The organism is Nocardiopsis sp. SBT366 (assembly GCF_001083815.1).
GTDB lineage: Bacteria > Actinomycetota > Actinomycetes > Streptosporangiales > Streptosporangiaceae > Nocardiopsis > Nocardiopsis prasina.
The window spans coordinates 53,649-75,388 of the sequence record NZ_LAVM01000015.1 but is presented as its reverse complement, the minus strand read 5'-3'; the positions used below and the strand labels follow the sequence as shown (position 1 = coordinate 75,388).

General features: G+C 67.8%; 14 protein-coding genes and 1 tRNA gene. 13 read left to right on the top strand and 2 right to left on the bottom strand.

What is annotated here, in order from left to right:
• The first annotated feature begins 164 nt into the window (after positions 1-164).
• The 5 genes from ADX84_RS06845 (at position 165) to rplA (ending at position 3,123) form a co-directional block, all read left to right on the top strand.
• Positions 165-237: transfer RNA gene (locus ADX84_RS06845), tRNA-Trp, on the top strand.
• Between the two features lie 102 nt (positions 238-339).
• Positions 340-594 (top strand): preprotein translocase subunit SecE, encoded by a 255-nt coding sequence (secE, locus tag ADX84_RS06840; protein WP_049569206.1) that lies wholly within the window; start codon positions 340-342, stop codon positions 592-594.
• 227 nt (positions 595-821) lie between these two features.
• Positions 822-1,649 carry a transcription termination/antitermination protein NusG gene (gene nusG, locus ADX84_RS06835; protein WP_049569199.1) on the top strand — a complete coding sequence of 276 codons (828 nt, stop codon included), beginning with the start codon at positions 822-824 and terminating at the stop codon, positions 1,647-1,649.
• Between the two features lie 281 nt (positions 1,650-1,930).
• Positions 1,931-2,359: a 50S ribosomal protein L11 gene (gene rplK / locus ADX84_RS06830; RefSeq protein WP_049569197.1), complete on the top strand. Its 429-nt coding sequence runs from the start codon at positions 1,931-1,933 to the stop codon at positions 2,357-2,359.
• 86 nt (positions 2,360-2,445) lie between these two features.
• Complete coding sequence (gene rplA, locus ADX84_RS06825) at positions 2,446-3,123, top strand: 50S ribosomal protein L1 (RefSeq protein ID WP_049569194.1); 678 nt, start codon at positions 2,446-2,448, stop codon at positions 3,121-3,123.
• Between the two features lie 106 nt (positions 3,124-3,229).
• Here the strand turns inward: rplA and ADX84_RS06820 are convergent, their stop codons facing one another.
• Positions 3,230-4,078 carry a hypothetical protein gene (locus ADX84_RS06820; RefSeq protein ID WP_049569191.1) on the bottom strand — a complete coding sequence of 283 codons (849 nt, stop codon included), beginning with the start codon at positions 4,076-4,078 and terminating at the stop codon, positions 3,230-3,232.
• 112 nt (positions 4,079-4,190) lie between these two features.
• Positions 4,191-4,949 carry a hypothetical protein gene (locus ADX84_RS06815; protein WP_049569188.1) on the bottom strand — a complete coding sequence of 253 codons (759 nt, stop codon included), beginning with the start codon at positions 4,947-4,949 and terminating at the stop codon, positions 4,191-4,193.
• Between the two features lie 375 nt (positions 4,950-5,324).
• Between ADX84_RS06815 and rplJ the strand changes: the two genes are divergently transcribed.
• The 8 genes from rplJ (at position 5,325) to fusA (ending at position 21,673) form a co-directional block, all read left to right on the top strand.
• Positions 5,325-5,852, top strand: coding sequence for a 50S ribosomal protein L10 (rplJ, locus tag ADX84_RS06810; protein WP_049569186.1), 528 nt, complete (start codon positions 5,325-5,327; stop codon positions 5,850-5,852).
• Positions 5,853-5,949: 97 nt separating this feature from the next.
• Positions 5,950-6,333: a 50S ribosomal protein L7/L12 gene (rplL, locus tag ADX84_RS06805; RefSeq protein ID WP_049569183.1), complete on the top strand. Its 384-nt coding sequence runs from the start codon at positions 5,950-5,952 to the stop codon at positions 6,331-6,333.
• 825 nt (positions 6,334-7,158) lie between these two features.
• Positions 7,159-10,626: a DNA-directed RNA polymerase subunit beta gene (rpoB, locus tag ADX84_RS06800; protein WP_049569180.1), complete on the top strand. Its 3,468-nt coding sequence runs from the start codon at positions 7,159-7,161 to the stop codon at positions 10,624-10,626.
• A 34-nt stretch (positions 10,627-10,660) separates the two neighbouring features.
• Positions 10,661-14,539, top strand: a complete 3,879-nt coding sequence (locus ADX84_RS06795; RefSeq protein ID WP_049569178.1) for a DNA-directed RNA polymerase subunit beta' — start codon at positions 10,661-10,663, stop codon at positions 14,537-14,539.
• Positions 14,540-16,796: 2,257 nt separating this feature from the next.
• Positions 16,797-18,209: a hypothetical protein gene (locus tag ADX84_RS06785; protein WP_049569172.1), complete on the top strand. Its 1,413-nt coding sequence runs from the start codon at positions 16,797-16,799 to the stop codon at positions 18,207-18,209.
• 462 nt (positions 18,210-18,671) lie between these two features.
• A complete protein-coding gene (gene rpsL / locus ADX84_RS06780; RefSeq protein ID WP_014912437.1) occupies positions 18,672-19,043 on the top strand; it encodes a 30S ribosomal protein S12 in 372 nt (123 codons plus the stop codon).
• Between the two features lie 2 nt (positions 19,044-19,045).
• Positions 19,046-19,516 (top strand): 30S ribosomal protein S7, encoded by a 471-nt coding sequence (gene rpsG, locus ADX84_RS06775; protein ID WP_017543010.1) that lies wholly within the window; start codon positions 19,046-19,048, stop codon positions 19,514-19,516.
• Positions 19,517-19,561: 45 nt separating this feature from the next.
• Positions 19,562-21,673: an elongation factor G gene (gene fusA / locus ADX84_RS06770; protein WP_049569167.1), complete on the top strand. Its 2,112-nt coding sequence runs from the start codon at positions 19,562-19,564 to the stop codon at positions 21,671-21,673.
• Positions 21,674-21,740 lie beyond the last annotated feature (67 nt).

Genomic DNA, 21,740 nt, shown 5'->3' with positions numbered 1-21,740 from the left:
CGTGCCCCTTCGCGGAGCCGGGCGGGCACCGAACCGGTTTGTCCGGAGCCACGGTGAGGGCATACAATCATCCGCGTCGGCCGGGCGCCGTGCGCTCGCAACATCCACAGGAGGTGTGCGACAGCACTCCGGACCGGCTATGGTGGGGAACGCAGTTTCCGCTAAGGGCAGTGGCTCAATTGGTAGAGCACCGGTCTCCAAAACCGGCGGTTGGGGGTTCGAGTCCCTCCTGCCCTGCAAGTCCGCGCGTGGTCGGGGTGGCGCATCCGTCGCCGCCCCGATCGCGAGGGCGACGGAACTACGGGGATACGAAGCAACCCGCGACCCTAAGGACCCCAGGTGACTCAGACTGACGCCGACGCGAAGCCCGACAAGGAGCCGAAGCGTCGTACCGGTCCGGTGACGTTCACCAAGCAGGTCGTCGGAGAACTCCGCAAGGTCCGTTGGCCCACGCGCAAGGAACTGGTCACCTACACCATCGTCGTGATGGTCTTCGTCGTGATCGTCCTCGCCTACGTCTCCCTCCTGGACTTCGCCTTCGGTGAGGCCGTGACCTGGCTCTACGGCACCTTCGGCCGTCCCGCCGGAGCCTAGCTCCGACGTTCAGCCCCGCTCGGCGCCCCTTCTCGGGCGCCCTCGACGGTGGCCGTGTCCACCCTCGCCCCGTTCCTCCCGGCCGGACCTGGTCCGGCCGCGCTCGTCCGCGCGTTGGTCCCGCTTCGCCCGGAGAGACCGTAAGCTGGCAGGACTGGGTTCGACGCACGGCCGGGTTTCGGCGTGCGTCGTGCGCACTAGCGAATCCGACGAGAGAAAGAGCAGCCGTGTCCGAGTCCCCACTGACCTCTGACGACTTCCCCGAAGAGGAGCCGGATCAGTCGTCGGCGGAAGAGACCGGCCTGGCGGGCGAGCTGTCCGAGGAAGCGGTCGAGCCGGCCGACGCCGACAGCCCCGAGCTGACCGAAGAGGCCGACGAGAGCACCGAGGACGCCGAAGAGGCCGAAGAGGCTGAAGAGGCCGACGCGGAGCCCGAGCTGCCCCGTCTCGACCCCGTCGAGGAGTTCCGCAACGAGCTCGTCCTCCTGCCCGGCGACTGGTACGTCGTGCACACCTACGCGGGTTACGAGAAGCGGGTCAAGGCCAACGTCGAGAGCCGTACCCAGTCCCTCAACATGGAGGAGTACATCTTCCAGGTCGAGGTGCCCGAGCACGAGGTCACCGAGGTCAAGAGCGGCAAGCGCCAGCAGGTCACCGAGAAGGTCCTGCCCGGTTACGTCCTCGTCCGCATGGACCTGACCGACGAGTCCTGGTCCGCCATCCGCAACACCCCCGGCGTCACCGGTTTCGTGGGCCTGTCCAACAAGCCCGCCCCGCTCAGCCTCACCGAGGTGGCCAAGCTCCTGGCTCCCGAGCCGGAGGCGGAGCCGGAACAGGCCCAGCAGGCCAGGTCCGGTGGCGGTGGCTCCGACTCCCGCTCGGACGTGGCGTACGAGGTCGGCGAGTCCGTCACCGTCATGGAGGGTCCGTTCGCGACCCTGCCCGCCACCGTCAGCGAGATCAACGCCGACACCCAGAAGCTCAAGGTGCTCGTGTCGATCTTCGGTCGCGAGACCCCGGTCGAGCTCTCCTTCAACCAGGTCGCCAAGATCTGACCTCGTGGGGCCTTTCCCACAACCCGCCCGGACCACTGTCCGGGCGACGTAGACTTGGTGGGTCCGTCCCTCGCGGGACGGACCCACTGTCGCGCTGTCCCACCCGGGTGCGAACCCGGGCGGAACGCGCTCCGGTCCGTCCGGTCCCGACGGGCCGTGACCCCGTGCCCCTGGCACGGACAGCCTCCTTCGGCAGCGGTTCCACCGCGGTCCCCGTGGCCAGTGGCGCCGTGGGGGAGGCAGGGATCGGCACACAACGCAGATCAGGCAAAGGACCCGATATGCCTCCGAAGAAGAAACTTGCCGCACTCGTCAAGGTGCAGCTCCCCGCCGGTCAGGCGACCCCGGCGCCGCCCGTCGGTACCGCACTCGGTCCGCACGGCGTCAACATCATGGACTTCTGCAAGCAGTACAACGCTGCTACGGAAGCCCAGCGCGGCAGCGTCATCCCCGTCGAGATCTCCATCTACGAGGACCGCTCCTTCACCTTCATCACCAAGACGCCCCCGGCGCCTCGGCTGATTCTGAAGGCCGCCGGGCTGGACAAGGCCGCCACCGACCCGGGTCGCAGCACCGCCGGTTCGATCACCGCCGACCAGGTCCGTGAGATCGCGCAGACCAAGCTGCCCGACCTCAACACCGACGACATCGAGGCCGCGTCCAAGATCGTCGCCGGCACCGCCCGCTCCATGGGCATCGAGGTCAAGTAGCTCCCCTCGGGGTTGCTCGACGGCAAGAACCACCGTGGCAGGGCCAGCGCTGGCCCTAGGACCACACGTTCCCGTAGGAGAACAGCGTGAAGCGCAGCAAGAACCACCGCAAAGCCACGAACCTGGTGGACCGGGACCGGCTCTACAGCCCCGCCGAGGCTCTGAAGCTGGCCAAGGAGACCACCAACGTCAAGTTCGACGCGACCGTCGAGGTCGCCCTGCGCCTGGGCGTCGACCCGCGCAAGGCCGACCAGATGGTCCGCGGCACCGTGAACCTGCCGAACGGCACCGGCAAGACCGCTCGGGTCCTGGTCTTCGCGACCGGTGAGCGTGCCGAGCAGGCTCGTGCCGCTGGCGCCGACATCGTCGGCGACGACGAGCTGGTCGAGAAGGTCCAGAACGGCTTCCTCGACTTCGACTCCGTCGTGGCCACCCCGGACCTCATGGGCAAGGTCGGCCGCCTGGGCCGCGTGCTCGGTCCGCGTGGCCTCATGCCCAACCCGAAGACGGGTACCGTCACCCCGGACGTGGCCAAGGCCGTGACCGAGATCAAGGGCGGCAAGATCGAGTTCCGCGTGGACCGCCACGGGAACCTGCACTTCATCATCGGCAAGGTCTCGTTCGACGAGCCCAAGCTGCTGGAGAACTACCAGGCCGCGATCGACGAGGTCAACCGCCTCAAGCCGTCCGCCGCCAAGGGCCGCTACATCAAGAAGGCCGTGGTCACCACCACGATGGGCCCGAGCATCCCGCTCGACGCCTAGGGCCTTCTTTCGGGGCGCGCGCTCGCGTCCGCCCCGGCCCCGTGTGACACACGAACGGCCCCCGCCTCCTCAGGGAGTGCGGGGGCCGTTTCGCGTGTGCGGGGTGCTACACGGTGCCGATCTCGTCCTCGGAGGGCATGTCGAAGGAGGTCGAGCCGATGGCGGAGAACTCCATCCAGACGTCGGACTCGTCGTCGGAGAACTCGATGCGCATCGGGAAGCCGTCGGTGTCCAGCCAGAGCTTGGCGTCCATGGCGCTCTCCAGGCCGCCGCTGAACAGGTTCTCCATGGCGCCGCGCTCCTCCGCGCTCAGCTCGGAGATGTCGCTCGTGGACATCGTGCCCTCGACCACGGTGGTCTCGACGCCGTCGATCTCCTCCGTGCCGACCTCGGTGACGTCCTCCAGGTCGGAGAAGGCCCCGGCCAGGTCGGGGAGCGCCTCGACGTCGAAGCTCTCGGTCGGGTCGGCGTTCTCGTCGACCTCACCGCGGAACCACGGGGTCCCGGCACCGTAGACGCCGTGGGGGTCGGCGATGAGGGTGTCGCCGTCCTCCGTGAGCAGGACGGTGGAGGCGCCCAGGTCCTCCGCGGTGACGCCGTCGGGGACCCCTCCGGCCATGGACATCAGCTCGAACATCGTCTCGCCGAGGAAGGGCATGTCCACGGTGGCGAGGATCGCCGCGGGGTCGTCGGTCACCTGGTAGTTGAAGGTGACGGTGACGTCGCCCTCGGCCGTGGGGTCGAGGGTCTGCACCTCCATGTCGAGGGTGTAGTTGGTGAGCTCCTGGGTGCTGGAACCCAGGTTGCCCAGCAGTTCCTCCAGTGCGGAGCCGGAGGAGGCCTCGTCGGCGTCGGCGGTGCCTTCGGCGGCGGGCTCCTCGTTACCGCAGGCGGTGAGGGCGAGGAGGAGGGAGAGGGAACCAGCGGCGATCGAGGCCGGGATGCGGGTGTTCACGCGTACGTGTGCTTTCTCTGAGAGGGCGCGTCAGAAAGGGGGTGCGCCCAAGTGAGTTCCATGTTCGCACCTCAGACGGACATTCCACCCGTTCTGGTTCCCAAGGGGCGGGTCAGTTCCGCACGGGCTCGCTCACCTCGTCGCCGTTGGGGACGTGGAAGGCCGTGTCGCCCCGCTCGGAGAACTCCAGCCACAGCGAGGAGGTGGGTCCGGCGGACTCCATGCGGACGGGGAAGCCCTCGGCGTCCACCCATACGGAGACCTCCAGGCGCCCCGACACGTCCTCGCCGAGCAGGGGGCCGAAGGTGGCCCGCTCCTCGGGCCCGGTCCCTTCCGCCAACGCGGGCAGGAACCCGTGGAGGGGGAGCGTGCCGGTCTCCCCGATGTTCTCCGAGGCGCCGGGGTCGGCCCCCTGCATCGCGGACAGCAGGCCGACCAGCTCGCCCAGGGAGTCGAGGTCAAGGACCTCGGCCGGGGAGGGTGAGGGCAGGAGTGCGTCGCCCCGGACCCACTCGGTGGGCGCGCCGAGCAGGTCCTCGGAGTCGTGCAGCAGGGCCTGCCCCTCCTCGGGGTAGACCACCACCAGGTCGGGGCCGCCCTCGGGGGCACTCAGCGTGGCCCGTACGGCGGACGGGGAGTCCGACACCTCGTAGGTCAGCAGCGTCCCCGTCCCGCCCGCGGGTCCGGGGCCGAAGCCGAGTTCGAGGGTGTAGTTGTCGGCGCCCGAGGCCGCGTCGGCCAGGGCGCCGAGCAGGGCCTCGGTGTCGGCCTCCTCGTACCAGGGCCGGTCGGCGGAGGGGAAGAGCGCGCATCCGGACAGGGAGAGGGAGAGGGCGCAGGCCAGTGCCAGGGCGGAACGGGGGGATTCCACGGCGGAGGGGACTCCTTCGGAGCGGGGGGCTCGGGCGTCCCATGGTGTCATCCCGGCCTCCGGTGGAGGAGGGGAGCGCGGCACGTGTCGGTGATCACCCGATCCGGGCCCGCTCGACTACCCGAGCACTCCGGTCTTCGGCTAGAGTTGGTACTTGCCGAAGACCGCTGGTCGTCACCCGCTCGGGTGACCCAAGGACCCATTGATGGGCGCCCGCGCAGGTGTCACCAGAGCTTTCCCGTTCCGGAACGTGCCAGCCACGTACTGAGAACGCGGTCGTGCCCCGTGCGCCTCGCGCTCGGGGCTTTTTCTCGTGCTGACGCCGATCATGGAGCCCTTGGGAGTCAACCAGCGTTCACTGTTGGAAGGAGTCCCATGGCGAGGCCGGACAAGGCAGCCGCGGTCGCCGAACTCACGGACGAGTTCCGTGAGTCAAACGGCGCCGTGCTGACCGAATACCGGGGGCTCACTGTCGCGCAGATCACTGAACTGCGCCGCAGCCTCGGTCAGACAGCGCGTTTTCGCATCGTCAAGAACACGCTGACCAAGATCGCGGTCAAGGAGGCCGGCGTCGACGAGCAGATCAGCGATCTGCTCGAGGGCCCGTCCGCCATCGCCTTCGTCCACGGGGACGTCGTCGAGGCCGCGAAGGGTCTGCGTGACTTCGCGAAGACGAACACGCCTCTGGTGATCAAGGGCGGCATCATCGACGGTAAGTCGATGAGCGCCGAGGACGTCACCAAGCTGGCCGATCTGGAGTCCCGAGAGGTTCTCCTCTCGAAGCTGGCCGGCGCGCTCAAGGCCAAGCAGGGCCAGGCCGCCGCCGTCTTCCAGGCGCTTCCGCTCAAGACCGCGCGTCTCGCGCAGGCCCTGGCGGACAAGCGTGCCGAGGAAGCCGCTTAATTCCCATGAACCACGGCGGGTGCCCACCGGGCCCGGCCACTGGCTTGCACGATGCGCCGATGTGCGCCCGTGTCGTTAGAGAAAGAGAGATCGCATCATGGCGAAGCTCAGCAACGAGGAACTGCTTGCCGCGTTCGAGGGCATGACCCTCCTCGAGGTCTCCGAGTTCGTGAAGCTGTTCGAGGAGAAGTTCGACGTCACCGCCGCCGCCCCGGTCGCCGTCGTCGCCGCCGGCCCCGCCGGTGCCGCCCCGGACGCCGAGGAGGAGAAGGACGAGTTCGACGTCATCCTCGAGGGTGCTGGCGACAAGAAGATCCAGGTCATCAAGGAGGTCCGCGGCCTCACGAGCCTGGGTCTCAAGGAGGCCAAGGACCTCGTCGACAACGCCCCGAAGGCGCTCCTCGAGGGCGTGAACAAGGAGGCCGCGGAGAAGGCCAAGGCCGCCCTTGAGGGCGCTGGCGCCACCGTCACCCTCAAGTAGTCCTCCGCGGGCGCCAGTCGCCCGCTGGTCTGCGTGAAGCGGCCGTTCCTCCCCACGGGGAGGGGCGGCCGCTTTCTCGTGTCCGGGGGCGCCTCCGGCGGTCCGCCGGGATTCGGTCCTCCAGGAACCGGGAGGTTCCGGACAGCTTCGGGGGCCGAAGGTCCCCAGGGGCCGGGGGACCGACGTCCCGTATGTCGTGAACGACGCCGTGTCTGAACCGTCGTGAGCTGGGTGATGTGCGAAGCTGGGGCGGTTCGCGGACGTGTACCCCGAGTTCCCGTGTGCGAACTGTCCCCGGGACGCGATAATCTCCCGTCCCGGGAATCCTGACGGGCTCCGGAGAGAGTGTTTACCCGCCTGGGGCGGGGGAATCCTTCCGGGTGTCCGTTGGCTCACATCCCCCGTGGGGCCAGGGCAGGCGCGCTGTTTCACCCTGATGGTCCAGGGCCTTCCCCCGGGGATGTGCGCGGTGGCGTCGGGTGTCGTCGACCGGGTCCGTCCCGGGACCACCGGTCCCTCACGGGGGCACTGGTGGCCGCACGCCGGGCTTGACGGATCGCCCTCCAGGGGTGATCCTGCCGGTGTCGTGAGTGGCGCTGTGGACCGTGAGTGGACAGCGGTGTGGTGTTCGGCTACACTGCTCTTTTGCGCTGCCCTTTGGTGATCCCTGTGTCGGTGTACGGCTTCCGCCATCCCATTTCCTGGAATCCGGAAGGCCCGTCCCCGCTCGATGTGACCGTCTCAACCGCGTTGCGGCGGTCCCTCTCGTGACGGATCGTCTGGCGTGCGCGCTTCAACCGCCACAAGCCTTCGGAAGGACCCCTGTTGGCAGCCTCGCGCAACGCCTCCGCTAACGCCCTTGGTCCGCACCGCGTTTCTTTCGCCCGTATCCAGGAACCCCTTGAGGTTCCGAACCTTCTGGCCCTGCAGACCGAGTCGTTCGACTGGCTGCTGGGCAACGACACGTGGAAGACCCGGGTCGAGACGGCCCGCAACGCCGGCCGCAAGGACGTTCCGGAGCAGTCCGGTCTCGAAGAGATCTTCGAGGAGATCAGCCCGATCGAGGACTTCTCGGGCACGATGTCTCTTTCGTTCCGTGACCATCGGTTCGAGCCGCCCAAGTACTCCGAGGAGGAGTGCAAGGACAAGGACATGACGTACTCCGCCCCGATGTTCGTCACGGCGGAGTTCATCAACAACGACACCGGTGAGATCAAGAGCCAGACGGTGTTCATGGGCGACTTCCCGCTCATGACCGTCAAGGGCACCTTCATCATCAACGGCACCGAGCGCGTTGTCGTGTCCCAGCTGGTCCGCTCCCCGGGCGTGTACTTCGACAAGTCCGTCGACAAGACCTCGGACAAGGACCTCTTCGGCTGCAAGGTCATCCCGTCCCGCGGCGCCTGGCTCGAGTTCGAGGTCGACAAGCGCGACTTCGTCGGAGTCCGCATCGACCGCAAGCGCAAGCAGGGCGTCACCGTCCTGCTCAAGGCGCTGGGCTGGACCACTGACCAGATCCTGGAGCGTTTCGGCCAGTACGAGTCGATCCGCAACACCCTGGAGAAGGACCCCACCGCCGGTACCGACGACGCGCTGCTGGACATCTACCGCAAGCTGCGTCCGGGAGAGCCGCCCACGAAGGAGTCGGCCCAGGCGCTGCTGGAGAACCTGTACTTCAACCCCAAGCGCTACGACCTCGCCAAGGTCGGCCGGTACAAGATCAACAAGAAGCTCGGCCTCGACACCGACTTCACGCAGGGCACCCTCACCGAAGAGGACATCGTCGCGACCATCGACTACCTCGTGCGCCTGCACGCGGGTGAGATCGAGAAGGAGACCGTCCTCGGCCTCCGTCCGGTCGAGACCGACGACATCGACCACTTCGGCAACCGTCGCCTGCGCACCGTCGGCGAGCTCATCCAGAACCAGGTCCGCCTGGGCCTGGCCCGTATGGAGCGCGTCGTCCGCGAGCGGATGACCACCCAGGACGTCGAGGCGATCACGCCGCAGACCCTGATCAACATCCGTCCCGTCGTCGCCTCCATCAAGGAGTTCTTCGGCACCTCGCAGCTGTCCCAGTTCATGGACCAGACCAACCCGCTCGCGGGTCTGACCCACAAGCGCCGCCTCTCGGCGCTGGGTCCGGGCGGTCTGTCCCGTGAGCGCGCGGGCTTCGAGGTCCGTGACGTGCACCCCTCGCACTACGGACGCATGTGCCCGATCGAGACGCCTGAGGGCCCGAACATCGGTCTGATCGGCTCGCTCGCCGCCTACGGCCGGGTGAACTCCTTCGGGTTCGTCGAGACCCCGTACCGCAAGATCATCGAGGGCAAGGTCTCCGAGCAGGTCGACTACCTGACCGCTGACGAAGAGGACCGCTACGTCATCGCGCAGGCGAACACCCCGATGAACCCGGACGGGAGCTTCGCCGAGGCCGGCGTGCTCGTCCGTCGTAAGGGCGGGGAGTTCGAGCAGGTCAGCACCGACGAGGTCGACTACATGGACGTGTCGCCGCGCCAGATGGTGTCGGTCGCCACCGCCATGATCCCGTTCCTGGAGCACGACGACGCCAACCGCGCGCTCATGGGCTCCAACATGCAGCGCCAGGCCGTGCCGCTGCTGCGCGCCGAGTCGCCCTTCGTCGGCACCGGCATGGAGTACCGCGCCGCCACCGACGCCGGCGAGGTCATCATCGCCGAGAAGGCCGGTGTGGTCGAGGACGTCACCGCCGACTACGTCACCGTGATGGCCGACGACGGCACGCGCAAGACGTACCGCATGGGCAAGTTCCAGCGCTCCAACCAGGGCACCTGCTTCAACCAGCGCCCCATCGTGCACGAGGGTCAGCGCATCGAGGTCAAGCAGGTCCTCGCCGACGGTCCGTCCACGGACCAGGGCGAGATGTCGCTGGGCAAGAACCTCCTCGTGGCCTACATGTCCTGGGAGGGCCACAACTACGAGGACGCGATCATCCTCAGCCAGCGTCTGGTGCAGGACGACGTCCTCTCCTCGATCCACATCGAGGAGCACGAGGTCGACGCCCGTGACACCAAGCTCGGCCCGGAGGAGATCACCCGCGAGATCCCCAACGTCAGCGAGGAGGTCCTGGCCGACCTCGACGACCGGGGCATCATCCGCATCGGCGCCGAGGTCGTCGACGGCGACATCCTCGTCGGCAAGGTCACGCCCAAGGGTGAGACCGAGCTGACCCCGGAGGAGCGCCTGCTGCGCGCCATCTTCGGCGAGAAGGCCCGCGAGGTCCGCGACACCTCCCTGAAGGTGCCGCACGGCGAGACCGGCAAGGTCATCGGCGTTCGCGTGTTCAGCCGCGACGAGGGCGACGAGCTCGCCCCCGGCGTCAACGAGATGGTCCGCGTCTACGTGGCCCAGAAGCGCAAGATCACCGATGGTGACAAGCTCGCCGGCCGTCACGGCAACAAGGGCGTCATCTCGAAGATCCTGCCCCAGGAGGACATGCCCTTCCTGGAGGACGGCACCCCCGTCGACATCATCCTCAACCCGCTGGGCGTCCCCGGCCGAATGAACGTCGGTCAGGTACTGGAGGTCCACCTGGGCTGGCTGGCCAAGAACGGCTGGTTGGTCGAGGGTGTCGAGGAGGAGTGGCAGAAGTCGCTGCACGCGATCGGAGCGGCAGAGGTCGACCCGAACTCGCGCGTGGCCACGCCGGTCTTCGACGGCCTGCACGGTGACGAGCTCAGCGGCCTCATCCAGTCGGTCCGCCCGAACAAGGACGGCAACCGCCTCATCAACGAGGACGGCAAGGCCCGCCTGTTCGACGGCCGCACCGGTGAGCCCTTCGCCGAGCCGATCTCCGTCGGCTACAAGTACATCCTGAAGCTCCACCACCTCGTGGACGACAAGATCCACGCCCGTTCCACCGGCCCGTACTCCATGATCACGCAGCAGCCGCTGGGTGGTAAGGCGCAGTTCGGCGGTCAGCGGTTCGGTGAGATGGAGGTCTGGGCGCTGGAGGCCTACGGCGCCGCCTACGCGCTCCAGGAGCTGCTCACCATCAAGTCCGACGACGTGGTGGGTCGCGTCAAGGTCTACGAGGCCATCGTCAAGGGCGAGAACATCCCCGAGCCGGGCATCCCTGAGTCCTTCAAGGTGCTCATCAAGGAGATGCAGTCGCTCTGTCTGAACGTGGAGGTGCTGTCCAGTGACGGTATGTCCATCGAGATGCGGGACAGTGACGAGGACGTCTTCCGCGCCGCGGAAGAACTGGGAATCGACCTGGGCAGGCGAGAGCCGAGCAGTGTCGAAGAGGTCTAACTTCCGCGGGATTCGAGAGCAGGGGACGAATTAAGTGCTCGACGTCAACTTCTTCGACGAGCTGCGGATTGGCCTCGCCACCGCTGATGACATTCGCCAGTGGTCGCACGGCGAGGTCAAGAAGCCCGAAACCATCAACTACCGCACCCTCAAGCCCGAGAAGGACGGACTCTTCTGCGAGAAGATCTTCGGTCCGACCCGGGACTGGGAGTGCTACTGCGGCAAGTACAAGCGCGTCCGCTTCAAGGGCATCATCTGTGAGCGCTGCGGCGTCGAGGTGACCCGTGCCAAGGTGCGCCGTGAGCGGATGGGCCACATTGAGCTGGCCGCTCCCGTCACGCACATCTGGTACTTCAAGGGCGTGCCCTCCCGCCTGGGCTACCTGCTGGACCTGGCGCCGAAGGATCTCGAGAAGATCATCTACTTCGCCGCCTACATGGTCACGTGGGTGGACACCGAGGCCCGTGAGCGCGACCTCCAGTCGCTGGAAGCCCGGATCTCGGTCGAGAAGCAGCACCTGGAGCAGCGTCGCGACTCCACCATCGAGGAGCGCCACCGCAAGCTCGAGGCCGACCTGGCCGAGCTCGAGGAGCAGGGTGCCAAGGGCGACGCGCGCCGCAAGGTGCGCGAGGGCGCCGAGCGTGAGATGCGCCAGCTGCGCGACCGCGCCCAGCGCGAGATCGACCGCCTCGACGAGGTGTGGAGCCGTTTCAAGAACCTCAAGGTCCAGGACCTCGAGGGCGACGAGATGCTCTACCGCGAGATGCGCGACCGCTTCGGGAAGTACTTCCGTGGCGGCATGGGCGCCCAGGCGATCCAGGACCGCCTGTCCAACTTCGAGCTGGACGAGGAGGCGGAGAAGCTCCGGGAGACCATCCGCACCGGCAAGGGCCAGAAGAAGGCCCGCGCCCTGAAGCGGCTCAAGGTCGTCTCGGCGTTCCTCAACACCACCAACAGCCCCATGGGCATGGTGCTGGACTGCATCCCGGTGATCCCGCCGGACCTGCGTCCCATGGTGCAGCTGGACGGTGGCCGCTTCGCGACCTCCGACCTCAACGACCTGTACCGCCGCGTCATCAACCGGAACAACCGCCTCAAGCGGCTGCTGGACCTGGGCGCGCCCGAGATCATCGTCAACAACGAGAAGCGGATGCTTCAGGAGGCCGTCGACGCGCTGTTCGACAACGGCCGCCGTGGTCGCCCGGTCACCGGTCCCGGTAACCGTCCGCTCAAGTCGCTGTCCGACATGCTCAAGGGCAAGCAGGGTCGTTTCCGTCAGAACCTGCTCGGCAAGCGCGTCGACTACTCCGGCCGTTCGGTCATCGTCGTCGGCCCGCAGCTGAAGCTGCACCAGTGTGGTCTGCCCAAGCAGATGGCCCTGGAGCTCTTCAAGCCGTTCGTGATGAAGCGCCTGGTGGACCTGAACCACGCGCAGAACATCAAGAGCGCCAAGCGCATGGTGGAGCGGTCCCGCCCCGTCGTGTGGGACGTCCTCGAAGAGGTCATCACCGAGCACCCGGTGCTGCTGAACCGTGCTCCGACGCTGCACCGCCTGGGCATCCAGGCCTTCGAGCCGCAGCTGGTCGAGGGCAAGGCCATCCAGATCCACCCGCTCGTGTGCACCGCGTTCAACGCGGACTTCGACGGTGACCAGATGGCCGTGCACCTGCCGCTGTCCGCCGAGGCCCAGGCCGAGGCGCGGCTGCTGATGCTCGCCACCAACAACATCCTCAAGCCGTCCGACGGCAAGCCCGTGACCATGCCCACCCAGGACATGATCATCGGCCTGTTCTACCTGACGACCGAGCGCGTGGGTGCCGCGGGCGAGGGTCGTGCCTTCCGTTCCCCGGCCGAGGCCATCATGGCCTACGACCTGGGCGACCTGGACCTTCAGGCCAAGATCCGGCTGCGTATCGCCGACGGCGCTCCCGCGCCCAAGGACTGGACGCCGCCGGAGGGCTGGGAGCAGGGCGACGTCTACGTCCTGGAGACCACGCTGGGCCGGTACCTCTTCAACGAGGCCACCCCGGTGGACTACCCGTACGTCAACTTCCAGGTGGGCAAGAAGCAGGTCTCGGTGCTGGTCAACGACCTCGCCGAGAACTACCCCAAGGTCCAGGTCGCCACGACCCTGGACGCCCTGAAGGACGCCGGTTACCGCTGGGCCACCCGGTCCGGTCTGACCATCGGCATCGAGGACGTCGTCGCGCCTCCGCACAAGGCCGAGATCCTCGGTGGGTACGAGCGCAAGGCCGACAAGATCCAGCGCGAGTACGACCGCGGTCTGATCACCGACGACGAGCGCCGTCAGGAGCTCACCGAGGTGTGGACCCAGGCCACGGCCGAGGTCGCCAAGGACATGGAGGACAACTTCCCCGCCGACAACCCGGTGTGGATGATGGTCCAGTCCGGTGCGCGTGGTAACCCGATGCAGGTGCGCCAGATCGCCGGTATCCGGGGTCTGGTCTCCAACACCAAGGGTGAGACCATCCCGCGTCCGATCAAGTCCTCCTACCGTGAGGGCCTGTCCGTGCTGGAGTACTTCATCTCCACGCACGGTCAGCGCAAGGGTCTGGCCGACACCGCCCTGCGTACCGCCGACTCGGGTTACCTGACCCGTCGTCTGGTGGACGTCGCGCAGGACGTCATCGTCCGCGAGATCGACTGCGGCACGGACCGTTCGCTGTGGCACGAGATCGGTGAGAAGAACGCCGCCGGCGTCGTCGTGCGCAAGCACAACGTCGAGAACACCGGCTTCGGTCGGACCATCGCCGAGGACACGCTGGACCCCGAGGGCAACCTCGTCCTTCCGGCGCTGTCCGACACCTCCGAGCAGAACATCGACAAGCTGGTCGCCGCCGGGGTCACCCGCGTGCGCATCCGCTCGTCGCTGACCTGTGAGGCGAAGATCGGTGTCTGCACCACCTGCTACGGCCGCTCCATGGCGACCGGCAAGCCGGTGGACGTCGGTGAGGCGATCGGTATCATCGCGGCCCAGTCCATCGGTGAGCCCGGTACCCAGCTGACCATGCGTACCTTCCACATGGGTGGTTCGGCCGGTCAGGACATCACCCACGGTCTGCCCCGTGTCCAGGAGCTCTTCGAGGCCCGCGTCCCCAAGGGTGTGGCCCCGATCTCCGAGATGGAGGGGCGGATCAGGGTCGACGACACCGAGAAGAGCCGCAAGATCGTCGTCATCCCCGACGACGGCACGGACGAGATCGCCTACCCGGTCCCGATGCGTGCGCAGCTCCTGGTGAGCGACGGCGACCACGTCAAGGTCGGCCAGCAGCTCATCCAGGGTGCGATCAACCCGCACGAGGTTCTTCGCATCCAGGGCCCGCGCGCGGTGCAGCAGCACCTCGTGTCGGAGGTCCAGGAGGTGTACAAGTCGCAGGGTGTGTCCATCCACGACAAGCACATCGAGATCATCGTCCGCCAGATGCTCAAGCGGGTGAACATCCTGGAGTCCGGTGACACCGAGCTCCTGCCCGGTGAGATGGTCGAGCGGCCGAAGTTCGAGCGGATCAACCGACGCGTCGTGTCCGAGGGCGGCCAGCCCGCCGCCGGACGTCCGGTGCTGCTGGGTATCACCAAGGCCTCTCTGGCCACGGAGTCCTGGCTGTCGGCGGCCTCCTTCCAGGAGACCACCCGCGTGCTGACCGAGAACGCGATCCACGGTAAGAGCGACCCGCTGCTGGGCCTCAAGGAGAACGTCATCATCGGTAAGCTCATCCCGGCCGGTACCGGTATTCCGCAGTACCGCAACATCCGGGTGGAGCCGACCGAGGAGGCCAAGGCCTCGATGTACTCGGTCTCCGGTTACGAGGAGCCCAGCGAGTACACCTTCGGTCAGGGTTCGGGCGAGGCCGTTCCGCTGGAGGAGTACGACTTCGGTCCGTACAACCGGTAGGTCCAACCTGAACGTTGGTTGAGCTGACGGCGGTGGTCAGCCACCCCCATCACCGGGGGTGGCCCCGCCGCCGTTTCGTCGTTGTCGGTTCGTACACTGCGGTGCGGACGGGGAGAGGGCGCTACGGCGCTGTCGGGAGAGCAGGCAAGTGACTGATAACGGGGGCGGGACGCCGGGCAACCGTGCGTCCGATGCGGACGGGGACTCCTGGTTCAAGCCCAGCGAGAACCGCTACCGCACACAGTCGGAGTACCAGGACCCCCTCGAGGAGGACGCGGCGGCCAACCCTGGGGAGGGGAGCGCGGAGGGCGCGGTCTTCCCCGACAGCGGCGGCTACGCGGGGCTGAGCGCCTCGCGTCCGGCGATGGTGGAGCCGTACCCGGACGCACTGGGTGGTCCGCCCTCGACACCGGGTATCTCGTACCCGGGCGCGGGCACGTCCGCCTACGAGCCGGTGACCCGTTTCCCGGGGGAGGACCCCCTCGCCGTCCGCGAGCCCGGGTACCCGGGCATCGCGGCCAGCGCCGAGGTGCCGCTGCCCCCCGAGGACGACAGTTGGGCCAACTCCCGCCGCTCGTGGGAGGAGGCCTCTCCCGCCGGTGAGCGCACCGCTCCCGCGAGGGGGGAGCCCACCCCTGCCCAGGACCCGTGGAACCCGCAGGAGTCCCTCTCGGGCCCCGGCCGGGACTCCGGGGATTCGCAGGGTTCGGCTTCCGCGCCGGGCTCCCGGGGCTCGGAGTCTCCGACCGCCGGGTACACCCCGGGTGCTCCTGGCGACTCCGGCCTCTACGGCACCTCCGGCGACTCGTGGGGTTCGCGGGACGCCGACTCTTCGCTGGGATCCGATTCCGCGCGGGACGCCTGGATGCCCCTGGCCCCGACCCCTGGCTCCAGGGATTCCGGGGCTCCCTTCGGGGACGCCTCTGGCGCTCCTGGGGGCTCTGGGTCTGTTGGCGACTCCTGGTCTTCGCGGGACTCCGCTGCCCCGCGTGGTTCCGATGCGTATGACGCCGACGCTGCCGCGTGGTCCTTCCCGGACTCCGGTCTGTCCGGTGACTCACGTGGTGCGGACCTCGGGCAGGATGCGTGGTCGCCGCAGGAGTCCGTCCCCGGCTCCGCCCCGGACTCCGGTTCCGCGGGTGACCTGTGGGCTTCGGATCCCGACGCGCGGACGTCCCAGGCCTCCTGGGGATCCGAGTCCTCGGCTGCCGGGTACACCGCGGATGCTGCTCTCGACTCCGGTTCGGCCGGTGACTCGTGGGCCTCGCGTGGGTCCGAGTCGCTTGACGCTGACGTGGCGCCGTGGTCCTCGCCGGGCTCCGGTTCGTCCGGTGATTCGTGGGGTTCCGGGGACTCTGATCCGCTTGCGTCCTCTGGCTTCGCGCCCTCGGGTGCTCCTGGGGACGCTGGGTCTGTTGGTGACTCCTGGTCCTCGCAGGACTCCGCTGCCCCGCGTGGTTCCGATGCCTATGACGCCGGCGCTGCCCCGTGGCGCTCGCCGGACTCCGGTCTCTCCGATGACTCACTCGGTGCGGCCCTCGGGCAGGACGCGTGGTCGCCGCAGGAGTCTGTTTCCGGTCCTGCTCAGGACTCCGGTTCCGCCGGTGAACTGTGGGGTTCGGGGGATTCCGCTGCCTCGCGGGGTTCGGATCCCGACGCCCTGTCGTCCCAGGGTTCCTGGAGTTCGGTGTCTTCGGCCACCGGTGCCTCTTTCGACTCCGGTTCGGCCGGTGACCCGTGGGCCTCGCGTGGGTCCGAGTCGCCTGAGGCCGATGTGACCCCGTGGTCTGCGCAGGACTCCGGTTCGTCCGGTGATTCGTGGGGTGCCGGGGACCCTGATCCGCTCGCGTCCTCGGGCTTCGAGCCCTCGGGTGCTCCTGGGGGCTCTGGTTCTGTCGGGGACTCCTGGTCCTCGCAGGACTCCGCTGCCCCGCGTGGTTCCGATCCGTACGACACCGACGCTGCCCCGTGGCACTCCCCGGACTCCGGGCCCTCCGATGACGCGTGGGGCGCCGCCTCGCCGGGGTCGGATGCCGTGAGCGGTGCGCGGTCGCCCCTGGGGTCCTGGGACGCGGACTCCTCCGCCGCCGGGTACACCTCGGATGCCCCTCTCGACTCCGGTTCGGACTCGTGGGGTTCGCGGGGGTCGGACTCCGGTGCGGACTCGTGGTCCCCGCTGGACTCTGGTTCCTCGGGTGACGCGTGGGGTTCGCGGGACTCCGCTGCCTCGCGTGGCTCCGAGTCGCCTGAGGCTGATGTGGCCCCGTGGTCTCCGTCGGACTCCGGGGACGCGTGGGGTTCGGGGGACCCCGAGGCTCCGGCTTCCGGTGCGTCCTCCTGGACCTCCCGGCCCTCCGGCCCCGGTGAGGGGTCGTGGGGCTCGGACTCCTCGCTGGACGCGGATGCGCCGTTCCCGACCGTTTCGGGTCCCGGCTCCGCGTCGGACTCGTGGTCCTCGCGGAACCCGGATTCCTCGCTGGACGCGGACACGCCGTACCCGACGGTCTCGGGCCCCGGCTCGGTTTCGGACTCGTGGGCCTCCCAGGACTCCGATCCCCTCCAGGACAGCTGGCGCCCCACGGGCCCCGGCGAGGAACTCTGGAAGTCGGACCGGGAACAGTCGAGCGAGTGGTCCGGCACGGGCGGGCTGGACAGCTGGAGCCCGAGCGAGGACACCGGGGACACGTGGAAGGCCTCGGGTACCACCGAGCCGTGGGCGGAACAGGCCGAGCGGCCGTGGTCCGACCAGACCCGCACCTCCTCCTACAGCGGTGACCGGTACGACGACGAGCTGTCCCCGCGTCCCGTCGAGGGAGCTCGGTCCACCGACCGCTACGACGACGAGCTCTCTGCGCCCGATGGCGGCACGGGCAACACCTGGGCCTTCGACCGCAACGATCCGCGTCTTCCCGACGTGGTCCGGGACGCGGAGCGACGCCGTCGGGAGACGCCCCGGGACGAGTACGGGGACTGGGGGGAGGACGACGAGCCGGACACCGGCACACTGTCCGCCGCCGTCCCCAGTTCCGAGGACCCCCTGGCCGCCATCGCGGACATGCAGTCGCGCGCCAGGACGAAGGACCACGAGGACGACCCCGAGTCCGACCGCGACGAGGAGGGCGACGACTCCTGGCGCGGCGGTGAGGGCGCCACCCAGATGTTCAGCGCGCCGTCCTTCGAGGAGGACCCGTCCCCCGGTCGCGACGATTCCGAGGACCGTTACGAGGACGATCCATCGGACGAGGACGACCGGGACCGCGGGGAGGTGGAGACGGACTACGAGGACGACTTCACCCCGGCCGACTACGGGATGCCGGAGCGGCCCAAGCCCGCCAAGCGGCGCCGGGACAAGATCGCCGAGGACTTCCCGGGCTTCGACGAGGCCCGGGACGACGGCGACTACCCGGGCTACGACAGCATCGACTTCCTGGCCGACACCGAACCCGGAGCGAACGTCACCCTGTGGCTGGGTCTGGCCTCGGTGATCCCGGGCCTCGGTGTGATCACCGCGATCCTGGCGTTGTTCGTCACCGGCCCCAAGGCCAAGCGGGCGATCCGGGAGTCGCGAGGGACCCTCGACGGGCTGGGCCTGATCACCACGGGCACCGTCTTCGCGGTCATCGGCATCCTCGTGACGGTGATCTCCGTCGCGATCTGGTTCGTTCTGTAGAAACCCGGCCGCTTTTCGGGGGACAATCGGGTCCTCCGGGAAGCGGCCGTCCCCGTTGTCGGCCCTTTGATGGGAAACCCTGGGCGAAGCGCGCCGGGGAGCACGTAGACTGTTTGAGACCCACGGCTACGCGAGATCCGGTTCCGCTTGTCTCGCCATGTCGCACACCGTTTTGACCGCATGTTCGGTTAGCGGTAGCCTGTGTGATTGTGCCCGTGAGTCGACGGGTCACACGTGCGTGTGCGGCGCCCCAGTTCTCCTCAGGATGGACACGGGGCGCGCGGCGCAGGTGAACCCCCTCCTGTGAATCGGTCTCCGACCGGGTGTGCATCCGTTCGCCATGCGTGGGAACGAGGGCGACACGCCCGACCACGGGGGTCGGGGAGGTTCGGGGAATTCAGCAGGTCAATAGCGATATCGGCTACGAGAACCGGCGTAGGTCACGAGGAAGACGGAGACGCGGTGCCCACCATCCAGCAGCTGGTCCGCAAGGGCCGACAGGACAAGGTCGCAAAGAACAAGACCCCGGCGCTGAAGGGGAGTCCGCAGCGTCGTGGTGTGTGCACGCGTGTCTACACCACTACGCCGAAGAAGCCGAACTCCGCTCTGCGTAAGGTCGCTCGCGTCAAGCTGAGCAGCGGCATCGAGGTCACGGCCTACATCCCCGGCATTGGTCACAACCTCCAGGAGCACAGCATCGTGCTGGTTCGTGGCGGTCGTGTGAAGGACCTGCCGGGCGTTCGCTACCGAATTGTCCGCGGTTCGCTCGACACCCAGGGTGTCCGAGGCCGCAAGCAGGCCCGTAGCCACTACGGCGCCAAGAAGGAGAAGTAAGCATGCCGCGCAAGGGCCCGGCGCCGAAGCGCCAGCTCATCACCGACCCGGTCTACGGCTCGCCGCTCGTCACCGCACTGATCAACAAGGTGCTCCTCGACGGCAAGCGCTCCATCGCTCAGGCGGTCGTGTACGACGCCCTCGAGGGCGCCCGGGAGAAGTCCGGTCAGGACCCGCTCGTCGTTCTCAAGCGAGCCCTGGACAACGTCAAGCCCGCGCTGGAGGTCCGCAGCCGCCGCGTTGGTGGCGCGACCTACCAGGTGCCGGTCGAGGTTCGCGCCTCCCGGTCCACCACGCTGGCCCTGCGCTGGCTGGTCTCCTACTCGCGTCAGCGTCGTGAGAAGACCATGACCGAGCGTCTGATGAACGAGCTGGTTGACGCCAGCAACGGTCTGGGCGCGGCTGTCAAGAAGCGTGAGGACACGCACAAGATGGCCGAGTCGAACAAGGCCTTCGCCCACTACCGCTGGTAACCCCGCGGCGAATCGATTCCTTGAGACCTAGGGAAGACGAGCCACATGGCTAAGACTTTGCTTGACCTGGCCAAGGTCCGCAACATCGGCATCATGGCCCACATCGACGCGGGCAAGACCACGACGACCGAGCGGATCCTCTACTACACGGGTGTCAACCACAAGCTCGGCGAGACGCACGACGGCGCCTCGACGATGGACTGGATGAAGGAAGAGCAGGAGCGGGGTATCACCATTACCTCGGCTGCGATCACCACCAGTTGGAACGACACCACGATCAACATCATCGACACGCCCGGCCACGTCGACTTCACGGTCGAGGTCGAGCGGTCGCTGCGTGTCCTTGACGGCGCCGTCGCGGTGTTCGACGCCAAGGAAGGCGTCGAGCCCCAGTCGGAGCAGGTCTGGCGTCAGGCCGACCGGTACAACGTGCCGCGTATCTGCTTCGTCAACAAGATGGACAAGATCGGCGCCGAGTTCCAGCGCTGTGTCGACATGTTCCGTGAGCGCCTCGGCGCGAACGCCATGCCGATCCAGCTGCCGATCGGTGCCGAGAGCGACTTCAAGGGCGTCATCGACCTCGTCCGCATGAAGGCCTACGTCTGGAACGACGAGGCCGTGCTCGGCGAGATGTACGACACCATCGAGATCCCCGAGTCCCACGCGGACGCGGCTCGTGAGGCGCGCGACTTCTTCCTCGAGACGTTGGCCGAGGCCGACGACGAGATCATGGAGATGTACCTCGAGGGCCAGGAGCCCACCGTCGAGCAGCTGGTGCCCGCGATCCGTCGCGCCACCATCGCCGGTACGGCCATCCCGGTCGTCTGCGGTACCGCCTTCAAGAACAAGGGCGTCCAGCCCCTGCTCGACGCGGTCGTCGACTACCTCCCCTCGCCCCTGGACGTCGAGGCCATCGACGGTCACGACCCCAAGGACGAGACCGAGCAGACCAAGCTCGAGCGCAAGCCGAGCGTGGAGGAGCCGTTCTCGGCCCTGGTCTTCAAGATCGTCAGCGACCCCCACCTGGGCAAGCTGTCCTACGTGCGGATCTACTCCGGCGTCCTCGAGGCCGGCACCCAGGTGCTGAACAGCCTCAAGGGCCGCAAGGAGCGCATCGGCAAGGTCTACCGGATGCACTCCAACAAGCGCGAGGAGATCCCCGCCGCTGGTGCGGGCGACATCGTCGCGGTCATGGGTCTGAAGGACACCACGACCGGCGAGACGCTCTGCGAGCAGGGTGCTCCGATCGTCCTGGAGTCCATGACGTTCCCGGCTCCGGTCATCGAGGTGGCCATCGAGCCGAAGACCAAGAGCGACCAGGAGAAGCTGGGCATCGCGATCCAGCGTCTGGCGGACGAGGACCCCTCCTTCCAGGTGGCCTCGGACGAGCAGACCGGTCAGACCGTGATCTCCGGCATGGGCGAGCTGCACCTCGAGGTGCTGGTCAACCGCATGCGCGACGAGTTCAAGGTCGAGGCGAACATCGGTAAGCCCCAGGTGGCCTACCGTGAGACCATTCGCAAGAAGGTCGAAGGCCACGTCTACACCCACAAGAAGCAGACCGGTGGGTCGGGCCAGTTCGCCAAGGTCAAGATCGACCTCGAGCCGCTCACGTCCGAGGACGGCGACGCGTCCGGGTACGAGTTCGTCAACGCCGTCACCGGTGGCCGCATCCCGCGGGAGTACATCCCCTCGGTCGACGCCGGCTGCCAGGAGGCCGCTGAGCTGGGCGTGCTCGCGCACTACCCGCTCGTCGGCATCAAGGTGAGCCTGACGGACGGTCAGTACCACGACGTCGACTCGTCCGAGATGGCGTTCAAGACCGCCGGTTCGATGGCCTTCAAGGAGGCCGTCCGCCTGGCGAAGCCGACTCTTCTCGAGCCGGTCATGGCCGTCGAGGTCACCACCCCTGAGGAGTACATGGGTGACGTGATCGGTGATCTGAACTCCCGCCGTGGACAGATTCAGTCCATGGACGAGCGTTCCGGCGTCCGTCTCGTCAAGGCCCAGGTGCCCCTTTCGGAAATGTTCGGCTACGTGGGTGACCTGCGCAGCCGTACCCAGGGTCGAGCCAACTACTCGATGGTGTTCGACTCCTACGCGGAGGTTCCGTCCGCTGTCGCCCAAGAAATTGTGGCGAAGGTTCGCGGCGAGTAGTCGCGAGCAAGCAACCAGGCTGTACCCCGCGACCGCGGGGTTGGACCACAGTCGATAGATCTGTACG

Bases quoted from the DNA above. Each gene is read 5' to 3' on its own strand.
- rplK (WP_049569197.1), top strand. From the start codon at position 1,931: ATGCCTCCGAAGAAGAAACTTGCCGCACTCGTCAAGGTGCAGCTCCCC.
- rplJ (WP_049569186.1), top strand. From the start codon at position 5,325: ATGGCGAGGCCGGACAAGGCAGCCGCGGTCGCCGAACTCACGGACGAG.
- rplL (WP_049569183.1), top strand. From the start codon at position 5,950: ATGGCGAAGCTCAGCAACGAGGAACTGCTTGCCGCGTTCGAGGGCATG.
- rpsG (WP_017543010.1), top strand. From the start codon at position 19,046: ATGCCGCGCAAGGGCCCGGCGCCGAAGCGCCAGCTCATCACCGACCCG.
- fusA (WP_049569167.1), top strand. From the start codon at position 19,562: ATGGCTAAGACTTTGCTTGACCTGGCCAAGGTCCGCAACATCGGCATC.